This window comes from Eremococcus coleocola DSM 15696, assembly GCF_000428865.1.
GTDB lineage: Bacteria > Bacillota > Bacilli > Lactobacillales > Aerococcaceae > Eremococcus > Eremococcus coleocola.
The window spans coordinates 1-11,707 of sequence record NZ_AUAT01000035.1 but is presented as its reverse complement, the minus strand read 5'-3'; the positions used below and the strand labels follow the sequence as shown (position 1 = coordinate 11,707).

Sequence of the window (11,707 nt, the reverse complement as noted above, 5' to 3'; positions counted from 1 at the left end):
GAATAGAGAAAAAATTATAAAGCTCTATATGCGTGATGGAAGTATAGAAACTGGGGTTTTCCTGGGATTTGACCCAATTGAAGACAATGATGAAGGTGACGGATTTATCTTGGATGTTGACGGCGATACGACAGTAGGTCGATTGATTACTGAAGATAGAGTTGAGCGAGTGGAATTCTTATAGGAGGCGTGCCCCATGGCAAACGATGATTATTTTGTGGTTGTATTTAAGCTACTAAATTATTTTTATCAGAAAATGAAAGCAGGAGAATCAATCAATCAAAATGACCTCACGCCAGCAAAATTGGGGATTAATCTTCCGTATTTAATGGATATATATAGAAATTTGTTTGAAGATGGATATTTAACTGGTTCATATGTAGAATCTGATTATGATGGTTTGGAAGAGATTCATGACTTAAGTGTAGTTCGTATCACAACAAAAGGTGTTGAATATTTGCAAGACAATTCCAAAATGAAACAAGTGTACAAAACGTTAAAAGAACTCAAAGAATGGATTCCAGGAATGTAGCCACTTCCCAAATGGGTGAGTGGTATTTTTATACCCAAATTAAAGGGGGTGAGTCTGACTTGAAACCAACGAAAACTGATAGAAAGGCTCGGTGATCCAATTATCTTGACGGGTAGGAATAGACTACTATCTGAATATAAAATACAAGGTTATTTGCTTAGCAAGTAGCCTTTTTATTTTGGTCTTTATCCGCAGACCTAAAAGAACGGAAATTACCTTACATTGGAGGACAATACAATGACTGAAAACGAAATGTTGAAACTGGATTTACAAATGTTCGCTGAAGGCGAAGCTGACCCGGCAGAGGGGACCGGGACTGACTCTACTGGTGGAGAAGGAAAACCAGAAGCAATCTTCACTCAAGAAGATTTAAACCGGATTGGTACAAAGGAAAAAGCGAGTGGACGCTCTTCGATGTTAAAGGACCTAGGCTTTGAGACTGAAGAAGATGCTAAAGCTGCGATAACAAAGTATCAAGAATGGCAAAAGTCTCAACAGACGGAGGTTGAGCGACAGAATGAAGCATTGGCACAAGCTCAAAAAGCTAATGAAAACTTGGAAAGTCAAAATAAGACTTTACTTGCTGAAATTTCAGCGTTAAAAGCAGGTGTGCATGGTGATTCTGTCGAAGATGTTATTACTTTGGCACAACGTTTAGTTACGGAAGACAAAACAATCGATGAAGCAATCGGAGAAGTTTTAGAAAAGTATCCTCAGTTCAAGAACGAAACGGTTGAGGAACCCAAAAAGCCCATCATTACTGTGGGTGGTAATCCTTCAGCTAAAGGAGAAAGTAAAAATGATCCATTCAAGGCTATTATCGATAGTTATAAATAGAAAGAAGGATTAAAATATGACAACTGAAAATCAAAACTTAGCGGTACGTATGTATCAACCGCAATATCGTCAAATGTTACAAACAGTATTCGAAGCACGTAAGGCATTCTCTCGTGCAATGGCGCCTTTACAAATCTTAGATGGTGTACAACATAATCAAAAGGCATTCTCTGTCAAAACAAATAATACTCCAGTCGTTATTGGAGAATATTCAACAGATGCAAATGCAGCATTCGGAGATGGCACAGCAAAATCAACTCGCTTTGGTAATATGACAGAGGTTATTTATGCAGATACAGATGTGGAATATGATTATTCTTTAGCAATCCACGAAGGTATTGATCGTTTTACAGTTAATAATGACTTAAATGCTGCTGTTGCTGACCGTTTGAAATTGCAATCTGAAGCTCAAACTCGTAGAGCAAATAAAGCAAATGGTAAGTTTATTTCTGATAATGCTGCTGAAACCAAAACTCTAGCAGATTTCCAAGAAACAACAGTCCGTGCCTTGTTCAATGAGTTAAGTAAGTTCTATATCGATAATGAAGTTGTAGCTCCTGTGACTGCTTATGTATCTGCAGAAGTTTATAACTCAATTGTCGATATGGCAGCTAATACAAACGCTAAAGGCTCTAGTGTATCCATTGATGATAATGGCTTAGTACGCTACAAAGGCTTCGCTATTGAAGAAACGCCTACCAAGTATTTTGAAAAAGGTGTTGTGGCGTTATTCGTGCCAGACGGAATCATTATTCCGTTCATTGGTATTAATACTGCTCGTACGATTGAAGCGATTGACTTTGATGGGGTTCAATTACAAGCGGCTGCTAAAGGCGGTACATTTACTTTAGATGACAATAAGAAAGCGATTGTTAAAGTAACTGGTACTGTGCCAGGTGCATAGGAGGTAGTTCTATATGGCTAAGTTTAAAGCGCTATTAACTTTTGATTCAGAAAAGTTAGGTCGGCGTGTTCAAAAAGATGATGAAGTAGAAATGACTGTAAAGGATGCGGAAGCTACGAATCGTAATGCGAATAAGAAATATCCTAACTTAGGTGATTTCTTAGAACGGATTGAAGAAAAGGAAGCTGAAGCGTCCGAGGAATAGATAAGGAGGGAGCCGATGAGCTACCTTACAGAAGTTGAGTTTGCTCAATTTGGCTTCGAACCTGTAGATAACTTCGATAAGTTACTGGCCCAAGCGAGCAATGCAGTGGATTTGTATACTAACTTCTTTTATAAAACTGTTGATTTTGATATAGATAATCCTATTCGCCGAGATGCGGTAAAACATGCTGTGGCTTATCAGATTGCTTATTACCACGAGAGTGGGGTTATAAGTGCTGATAATCGCCAAGCATTATCGAGTATCCGTATTGGCCGGACAGATATTACTCGTAAAGGTTCTAAAATAGATTCAGGAGCTGACCGATTTAATTTGTCACTCGACGCTCTAAACTGGTTAAAGCTAGCTGGGTTTGGATATGCGAGGGTTTGTTATGATCGATAAAAGGCTGTTAGTAGATACTGTTGCAGTAAAGTTAGAGTTAGAAAAAGATGAATGGGGGTCGCCAGTACTTGGTGGTCCTATTTCATTAAGTAATGTTCGTTTTGACAGGTCAATCAAGAATGATGGATCCCAGAATAACAGGACACAGAGTAAAATTGGTGTTATTTATGTTTACCCTCAGTACTGTCCGGTGACTATTGATAAATCATGGATGAATGCCTTGGTAGAGGATGAATTTGGAACTTACTTAATTCGGGATATCATTATTAATCGAAATCCGTTTAATAATAAGGTATTTAGTTACGAAATCGAGGTGATTTAATGCCCCAGCCTTTGATTAAAGTGGATGTTGATTTCTCTGGAATAGAAGAAAAGCTCTCACCAGGAGCTATCAAACGAGGTCAGTTTGCTATGGCTAACCAAGCCTTGATGGAAATGGAACAGTATGTACCAATGCGAAAAGGTACTTTAAGAGCGGGTGCTGTCGCTGACCAAAGGGGTGTTACTTATCCGGGACCTTATGGTAGAGCACATTTCTATGGTACAAACGGAATTGTTACGTTTAGAAAGTACACAACAGCCGGTACTGGGAAACGTTGGGATAAGCGACTGAATGAAGGTCAACTGAAAAAGATTGGAAAAGCTGGTCTAAAAGGAATGGGGATTAAAACATGAAAAAACATGATTTTAACATCGTTCTAAAAAATTTTTTAAATGCTCAACATGATACGATAAAGGTTCGCTTAGATTACTTAACTGAAGGGGAAGATGTGGTTTTATATCCTTTGCCTGGAGGTAAAGTTGAAAAGGTATTTATGGACACTTCTCAAGAAGTGAGTCTACCTTATGAGATTGCTATTAAACTTAAAAACCAAGAGGTAGCAAATGCTTATCTAATGGCTATTAATACGGCGTTGTCTGATTTTAGTTTAGATTTACCAAGCAAAAATGGGTCGTATTCTTTTATTGACCTTAGTATCAGTGAGCCTTTTCTAAATCAGCGGGATGAACATGGTTATTACATTTATTTATTGGATATTGTCGCAAAGTTAGAAATTGAAAGTGAGGAAGATTAAATGGCAAGATTAAAAAATGCACTTCGGAAACATTATATTGCTCCTTGGAAATCAGAAACTCCTGATACTAAACCATCAGATAAAGAATATTTACCATTAGCAAAATATATTGTAACTGTGAGTGATGAATCAGATGAAGAAACCGATGATGAAGGTTTTTATGATGGAGATGGAACCCCTGAAGAAACTGTAATTTCTGTGGCAGCAGGCTACTCTTTTGAAGGCTACCACGATATTACTGATGCTGCTCAAAAATTAATTCGTGATATGAAATATAAAATCGGTGAAGATCGTCGAGTATGGTTTAAGGTGGTATCCTCAGATGGACAGACTCAATGGGAAGCTATTGCTAATGTTTCTGGTATTAAAACCGGTGACGGTGATGCAACTGAGTTTGAAGCCTTTGAATGCACAATTAAATGGATTTCCCTACCTAAAGAAACTAAAGTTTCTGATGTAGTTCCTGGTGTGTAAGAGTTAATTATGTAGGGAGTGTTAAACTCCCTTTTTATTTATCAAATAGGAGGAAATAAAATGGTTCAATTTAAGAAGAGAAGTAATGTTATCCCTGTTGATTTTGAAACTTTTAGCTTACAATTTGTTGCTAACGATGAAAATTATAAATTGATGCAAGCAGTTGCTGATAAGATAAAACAAGATGCTGAAGGTATTAATGATTTAACAGATATTGAAGCACTGGATAAGCTGAAAGGAGTACTTCATGAAGCCTGGGATGGTACATTTGGAGCTGGAACCTTTGATAAAGTTTATGCTTTTGCAGGTGAGTCCTCAATATCCACCATGATTTACTTCTTGGAAACTGTAGAAGGTATTAGCGATGAGTATAACAGCCAAATGGAACACGAAAAATTGGCTAAATACATTAATCAATAGCGATGTTAGATTTATCAAGACCTTTAGATGACAAACTAATTCTTGATGATCAAATCTATCCTCTCAATTTATCGTTTGATATTGTACTTAAGGTGTTCGAGTTACTTAGAGATAAATCTATACCAGATGTTATTAAACCATTTATGATAATCAACATGTTCACTGGGGTTGACTTCGCAAATAAACTAACATTGGAAGAAGCCATTGAAATTTATCAAGCCATTCTTGATGAACATATTTTAGATAATGCTTCGGAAGATGTTGTGCGAGATATCAGCGGGAATATTATTCCCCTACCTAAAAAAGAATCCGATGATAAGCAGGAGAAGCGTAATTATAGTTTGAGATATGACTCAGATTATATTTATGCTTCTTTTTTGCAAGCTTATAATATCGACTTATTTGAAGCACAAGGAAAACTCCATTGGAAGAAGTTTAATGCATTGATCACTGGATTGCCTAAGGATACAAAACTTTCTGAAGTGATTCAGATAAGAAGTTGGAAACCTTCTAAAGGTGAGTCCAGTGAATACAAACGATATATGAGAGAACTACAGAGAGAATATGAATTACCTCCAGAAGAGTAGAAAGGAGGGATAAGATGGCAGATGGTTCGGTTACAATTGAGACAATAATGGAGGATAGCAAGGCTAAGTCAAGTGCTAGTCGTTTAAAATCTCTATTTAGCTCATTAGGTAACTCAGCAAATAAAACCGGTGGTATTTTCAAAAAGGTATTAGGTGCTAACTTAGTTTCGGCTGCGTTGATGAGCGGTGTACGTTCGGTTGGGAACGGTATCCGGGAAATAGGTGGTGAACTAGTTAGTACTGGTAAAACATGGAAGACCTTCAACGGGAATATGAAACAGCTAGGCAAATCTGATTCAGAAATTAATAGAGTAAAAAATACTTTACAAGATTTCGCCACTCAATCTATTTATTCTGCTTCAGATATGGCTACTACTTATTCACAGATGACTGCGATTGGTCGTGATGGAGCAGAAGGACTAGTAAAAGGTATGGCTGGTATTGCGGCTTCGGCTGAAAATCCAAAGCAAGCGATGAAGACATTATCTCAACAAATGACCCAAGCATTGACTAAGCCTAACTTACAATGGCAAGATTTTAGACTGATGCTCGAACAATCTCCAGCTGGTATGGCTGCGGTTGCTAAAGAAATGGGTATGAGTTTAGACGAAATGGTCGGCAAGATTCAAGATGGTGAAATTGCTTCAAGTGATTTCGCTGATGCTGTTGAAAAAGTAGGTACTACTGGAAATTTCGCTAAAATGGCGACTGAGTTCAAGTCAACAGGTGAAGCAATTGATGGTTTAAAAGAAGGGATCGTAAACAAACTAAGTCCAGCGTTTGAAGAACTAGATAAGCTTGGTATTCAAGCCTTTTCAAACCTAGCTGATGGATTAGACAGCATTGATTTTACTCCTTTAACAAGAGGTGTTCAGAAGGCTGGTCTGATTATGAAAGCGGTATTTAAGGGGTTTGCAAGTACTGGTGCTTTAGGATCAATCAAGACAATGTTCAGCTCGATCGGACAAGCAATTAGCCATGTGGCTGGTTCATTGCTTGGATTCAATGGTAATTTCAAGGATTTAGGTTCAACGATTGGTAATTTTGCCAAATCAGCAGCTCAGGCGGTTTCTAAAGTTGCAGAATTTGTTTCTAAATTAAAACCATCAACAATTCAGAATTTCGCAAAAGGAGTCTTAGCTGCGGTTGTTGCGATTAAAGCTTTAAATATTGCGAGCAAGATCAAAGGTGTTTTTGATGTAATTAAAGGGTTGAATCCATTTGATAAAGCAACGAAAGGGTCAAGAACTGCTAAAAATGCAATTGGAAAGTTTGTTGAATCAGCTGGAAAGAGCTTAAAGAGTACATTCCAAGGAATGGGGAACATGTTCAAAAGTACGTTTTCTGGTATTGGAACAATGGCCCGTGGTATAGGGGCTGGTCTTTCTCAAACCTTCAAAGGAGTTGGTCAAGGAATTTCAACTGCATTTAAAGGGATTGGTCAAGGAATTAAAACCGTTCTTATGGGCTTAGGTCAAATGACCCAAGTTATGAATCCTGTAAATATGCTAGCCTTTGCGGCTGCAATTGCCATTGTGGTAGCTTCACTGGCTTTATTAGCCACACAAAGTGAAGGTGTTAAGACGATCTTGATTGCTTTAGGAACTGCTGTTGCGACCGCTATGATTGGACTTGGTGAGGGCATCAGTCGAATTGTAGAAAGCGTTGGTACCGCTATAGCTGGAATAGTTACTGCTATTGCCACAGGGGTAGCCACGATCATTACGGCAGCTACACCTCTTGTAAGTGTTGTGGGAAATATCTTCCTTCAATTCGCACAAATAGTCGGAAATACCATTGTTCAAGTGGTTCAAGCGTTAGCTCCATTTATTCCAACCATCGCTCAAATGGTCGCCTATTGTGTATCTCAATTACCAATGATTATTATGGCATTTGCCAATTTAGCTTCGGCAGTCGGTTCTGCTATTGCTCAAGTAGTTTCAGCGGTAGCAAGTGGGGCTGCTCAAATTATTAATGCTTTAGCCGGATTGGTTTCTGCTATTGCAGGTGGTATTGCTCAAATTGTGACGGCATTTGCAGGTTTAGCAACTGCGATTGGTTCGGCTATTTCGCAAGTGTTAGTATCGTTCGGTCAAATGTCTATGATGATAGCTTCAGCGATTAGTCAAGTAGTTAGCGCTGTAGCAAGTGGAGTATCTCAAATTATCGGAGCATTTTCTGGTCTATTAGGAGGAGTAAAAGGAGTCATTGACTCTGTGACTAGTGCTATCAAACAATTTGGCGATACGGTCACAAAAATATTTAATAGCGCCGGGAAACTCATCGAAACTTTCGGGCAAACTGTCGAAGGCATTTTAGAAAGTGTTGCTGGAGTATTTGATTCAATCGGTCAAGCCGCCATCGATATGGGTACAGGTTTAAACTCAATGGCTGATGCTCTACAAAGAGTGGCAGATATGGCTGGTCTAGACTTAGTTGGTACTTTGACTGGAGTAGCCAAAGCGGTTAAAGATTTAGCTAAAGCGGATACTGGTTCAATAGCAAGTGGACTAACCAATATTGGGAATGCTTTTACTGCAATTAATACAGCTACCACAACATTAGGGACAACCTTAACCACTGTGTCTACCAATTTCGGCACGTTAGGTTCTGGATTAAATGGGGTTATTTCTAACATTAATAACACCAAAAATGCTCTAAGTAGTTTAGGCTCGACGTTGCCAGGCGTTGGAACAAACTTGACCGCATTAGGTACAAGTGCAACCACAGCTGGAACTGCATTGACTACATTGCAAACTAGCTTTACCAATGTTTCAACTGCTGTAGTAGCTTTGAGCGCTGGCATTTTAACCGCAAGTGTTGGTTTTATAACCACATCTGCATCAGTCACTGCTCTAGGTGCTACAATTACGGCATTAAGCGCTACTTTAGCCATAGTAACTACTTCAATTAATACAACTAAAACAGCCTTGACTACTTTGGCAAATTCATTACCAAGTGTATCAAGTGCATTTAGTACGATGAGCAGTTCAGTTTCAAGCACGATGCAATCACTATTAAGCAAGATTAAATCTATTTGTCAACAAATGGTTCAAACTATGCGGCAAGCTGGTACCCAATCAGGTCAAGCACTTGCGCAAGGTATTAGAAGCACTAGCGGTGCGGTAACTGGTGCAGTTCGTTCTGTAACTCAAGCAGCGATTAGTACTGCAAGGGGTGCAGTCGGTGGCATGCGTGCAGCTGGCGCTCAAATCGGTAACGGTTTGGCAGCTGGTATGCGGTCTGCACTGGGGGCGGTTACTGCGGCTGCAAATGCCTTAGTAGCTCAAGCACTTAGGGCTGCAAGAGCTAAGGCTATGATTCATTCACCTTCACGTCTGTTCGCAAAAGAAGTCGGAAGGTATATTCCAGAGGGGATTGCGAAAGGCTCTAATGATAATTTAGGCGTGATAGAAAACTCAATGAATAACATGATAGATACTATGTCTAATTATCGTCTAACACCGGAGGATATCATTGGTGTGAATGGTAGAACCTTTGCTAAACGTTCAGCAATCACAAGTCGGAGTGGATTAGCTATTGGAAATAGTAATTCTTCAGTTACTAATAACAATTCGTATACATTAAATGCTAATGGACAGGCGAATTCTGATTTTTATTCTCCTGAAAATATGCGGAGATTAATTAAGGAAATGGCTTATTACATTAATTTGGAAGGAGGTCAGATGGCTTGATAGCATACATTGAATTTAACGGAGTCTCAAGTTCAAGCTTGGGGCTCCGTATTATTAATAAAGTTAGCCATGAGTCGACTGGATGGGACATTGAAACAGTAACGGTTCCGGGGCGAGATGGTGATTTGTTGTTAAGTAATAACCGGCTCAAATCAGTCGTTAAATCCTTTCCTATGCGATTACAACCTAACGATAATCTCACAAAAGCTGAAGACAGAATCAGTGATTGGTTAAATGTACTTGGATATAAGGATTTAAAGCTTTCTTGGGATCCAAAGTTCATTTATTTTGCTACTGTCATCGAAACCTTTGAAATAGAAGAAGTACTGCGACAATTTGGTAATCTTAAAGTTAATTTCTTATGCAAGCCGATTAAAATCTATACGGATTCAATCGAATTAAAGTCTTTTTCTGGTGGAACACTAGAAAACAAAGGAAACACGATTGCCAAGCCTATTATTGAGTTAGTGGGCTCTGGTGATGGCGTACTAACGATTAATGGTCGGCAAACTAAATTACAAGGCGTCCAAGAAGGAATTACTTTGGATATGCAACGCAACATGATTTATTACAGTCAAACCGCTAAATGGAATAATGTTGTTCGGTCGGAACAATACCAATTGCCTTATCTTGATTTAGGAAAGAATGAAATATCCATGACAGGTAGTTTTCAGATGAAAATCGCCCCATATTGGGGGGTTAAACTATGAAACCTATTTTATTTGGTGCGGAAGAAAAAACATTTCTAACCTATGGTTTTGGCGAAATAAACGCTACTAAAGCCATAGCTAGACGAGAACGCAATGGCGAATATTCTTTATATATTGAATACCCTGCTCATGGCGAAATGGCGAATTTGTTTAAGAAAGAAATGAAGATTAAAGCAGACGCTGGGGTTTTGACCAAGAATCAGACTTTTGAAATTACTCGGATTAATCGAGATAGCAAGAATGTAATTAAGATTTATGCCAATCATATTAGCGGTAAGCTGGAGTATATGACTTTAAGTCAGACACTGAAAGCCGACAGCATTAATGCGGAAGGTGCACTAAGGTTAGCGATTGCTAATTCCACTGGTGATACTGAATTTGATGTTTGGTCAGATATTCAAACCACTGGGAATGTGACTTGGGATATAACCAAAGTAGAAAACATTCGTAAGGTGCTAGGCGGAATGGCTGGCTCAATTCTTGATGTGTTCGGTGGCGAATACGAATTCGATAACCAACGGATTAGGTTACATAAACAGTTAGGACGTAAAGTGCCCACTGTTCTTGAATATGGTCGGAATATTGTTTCTGCCGAAGAAGATGAGGATATAACTGGGGCATATACCTCGGTTATGCCTTTTGCATCTTACACGCCACAACAAGAAGCTAGCGAAAATAGCGAAGTGGTATCTGATAAAAAACAAGAAACAGTTACAGTTATTTTGCCAGAAAAAATAATCGATAGTGAATTCGTTGAAATATACGCCAGCCGCCGAATTAAGATGGTTGATTTATCTAATAAATTTGGCGAAAAAGAAGTGCCGACAGTTGAAAAATTAAGACAACACGCAGAAACGTATGTTAAGAATAATAAAATCGGTGCACCAAAGATTAACACCAAGATTGAATATATTGATCTAGCAACCACTGTTGATTATAAAGATTTAGCGATTTTAGAAGAGATTGAACTATGTGACATAGTACCTGTTTATTATCCAAAGATTGGTATCACAAACAATGATGCCAAGGTGGTTGTGGTCGAATATAACTGCTTATTGGATAGAAACGAATCAATCGAACTTGGAATGGTTGGCAAGTCGTTTGCGAGTACAGTTAACAAAGATTTACAAGAACGCCTAGATAATATCGAATCTGAAACTAAAAAAGCAGTCAATAACCTTGTTCCATATTTAATGAATGGCTTTGGTAATCGTATTTGGTATGAAGAACCAGACCCTAATATGGAACATAAAATTGACGATACGTGGTTTGAAAAAAATGGTAATTTTTATCGTATCAAAAAATGGGACGGAGAAAAATGGGCAAACGTTCTTGATACAGAAACGTTTGAACGAGAACTGCAAGCTAAGGTAGATCAAGCCCAAGCCGAAATGGCGCAAGCGAGGGAAGACCTCAAAAAGCGTATGACTGAAATTGACGAACAACTCAAAACCATTGACATTGACAGCATTATCAATCAATTAGAAGAAGCAGGACTATCCAAGAAAGAAATAGACGAAATCAAGGCAAGCATTCCTAACTTCGATGATTTAAAATCCGAGATTGAAGCGGTGCGAGAAACATCAAAGGTGAACGCTGAAATGATTGGGAATGACGGAATCACACGATATAACAAAAATCTACTGATTGGCGAGTTTGACCGTAAGTTAGAAATGCGAGACCTTGACGGAATTGAGGTCATGGCGAATGACGGTGGTTTTAAAGCGGGTGAAACTTACACAATAAGTTTTGAAGCTATTTGCGGAATCGTTCAAAAAGTCTTGGTCAAGTTTGGCTACAATCTATCAGTGGTTGAAGATGTCCTATATCAGCTCGTGCCTGATTTTGAGAAATTTCCAGAGGTT

At 38.6% G+C, this 11,707-nt stretch carries 15 protein-coding genes; all 15 read left to right on the top strand.

Going from position 1 to position 11,707, the window contains the following annotated elements; translation table 11 throughout:
- The coding region (locus tag G396_RS11270; RefSeq protein ID WP_028125660.1) for a hypothetical protein at positions 1-184 on the top strand (184 nt) is incomplete at its 5' end.
- A 12-nt stretch (positions 185-196) separates the two neighbouring features.
- Positions 197-532: a YjcQ family protein gene (locus G396_RS0108085; protein ID WP_028125659.1), complete on the top strand. Its 336-nt coding sequence runs from the start codon at positions 197-199 to the stop codon at positions 530-532.
- A 237-nt stretch (positions 533-769) separates the two neighbouring features.
- Positions 770-1,369, top strand: coding sequence for a hypothetical protein (locus tag G396_RS10585; RefSeq protein WP_051221243.1), 600 nt, complete (start codon positions 770-772; stop codon positions 1,367-1,369).
- 49 nt (positions 1,370-1,418) lie between these two features.
- A complete protein-coding gene (locus tag G396_RS0108075; RefSeq protein WP_248623924.1) occupies positions 1,419-2,273 on the top strand; it encodes a phage capsid protein in 855 nt (284 codons plus the stop codon).
- 13 nt (positions 2,274-2,286) lie between these two features.
- The gene (locus tag G396_RS0108070) at positions 2,287-2,478 is read left to right on the top strand and encodes a hypothetical protein (RefSeq protein ID WP_028125657.1); all 192 of its coding nucleotides are present in this window, start codon (positions 2,287-2,289) and stop codon (positions 2,476-2,478) included.
- 15 nt (positions 2,479-2,493) lie between these two features.
- The gene (locus G396_RS0108065; RefSeq protein ID WP_028125656.1) at positions 2,494-2,880 is read left to right on the top strand and encodes a hypothetical protein; all 387 of its coding nucleotides are present in this window, start codon (positions 2,494-2,496) and stop codon (positions 2,878-2,880) included.
- Complete coding sequence (locus G396_RS0108060; RefSeq protein WP_028125655.1) at positions 2,870-3,202, top strand: putative minor capsid protein; 333 nt, start codon at positions 2,870-2,872, stop codon at positions 3,200-3,202. The genes G396_RS0108065 and G396_RS0108060 overlap by 11 nt, the downstream gene beginning before the upstream one ends.
- The gene (locus tag G396_RS0108055; protein ID WP_028125654.1) at positions 3,202-3,555 is read left to right on the top strand and encodes a minor capsid protein; all 354 of its coding nucleotides are present in this window, start codon (positions 3,202-3,204) and stop codon (positions 3,553-3,555) included. Before G396_RS0108060 ends, G396_RS0108055 begins: the two co-directional genes overlap by 1 nt.
- Positions 3,552-3,956, top strand: a complete 405-nt coding sequence (locus G396_RS0108050) for a minor capsid protein (protein ID WP_028125653.1) — start codon at positions 3,552-3,554, stop codon at positions 3,954-3,956. Before G396_RS0108055 ends, G396_RS0108050 begins: the two co-directional genes overlap by 4 nt.
- Complete coding sequence (locus tag G396_RS0108045) at positions 3,957-4,430, top strand: phage tail tube protein (RefSeq protein WP_028125652.1); 474 nt, start codon at positions 3,957-3,959, stop codon at positions 4,428-4,430.
- Between the two features lie 60 nt (positions 4,431-4,490).
- Positions 4,491-4,850 carry a hypothetical protein gene (locus tag G396_RS0108040; protein WP_028125651.1) on the top strand — a complete coding sequence of 120 codons (360 nt, stop codon included), beginning with the start codon at positions 4,491-4,493 and terminating at the stop codon, positions 4,848-4,850.
- A 2-nt stretch (positions 4,851-4,852) separates the two neighbouring features.
- Positions 4,853-5,437 (top strand): Gp15 family bacteriophage protein, encoded by a 585-nt coding sequence (locus G396_RS0108035; protein ID WP_028125650.1) that lies wholly within the window; start codon positions 4,853-4,855, stop codon positions 5,435-5,437.
- A 14-nt stretch (positions 5,438-5,451) separates the two neighbouring features.
- Positions 5,452-9,132: a tape measure protein gene (locus G396_RS11035; RefSeq protein WP_051221241.1), complete on the top strand. Its 3,681-nt coding sequence runs from the start codon at positions 5,452-5,454 to the stop codon at positions 9,130-9,132.
- Positions 9,129-9,842: a distal tail protein Dit gene (locus G396_RS0108025; RefSeq protein WP_028125649.1), complete on the top strand. Its 714-nt coding sequence runs from the start codon at positions 9,129-9,131 to the stop codon at positions 9,840-9,842. The genes G396_RS11035 and G396_RS0108025 overlap by 4 nt, the downstream gene beginning before the upstream one ends.
- Positions 9,839-11,707 (top strand): phage tail spike protein (locus G396_RS10570; protein ID WP_051221239.1); only part of this gene is annotated, 1,869 nt, incomplete at its 3' end. The genes G396_RS0108025 and G396_RS10570, both read left to right, overlap by 4 nt.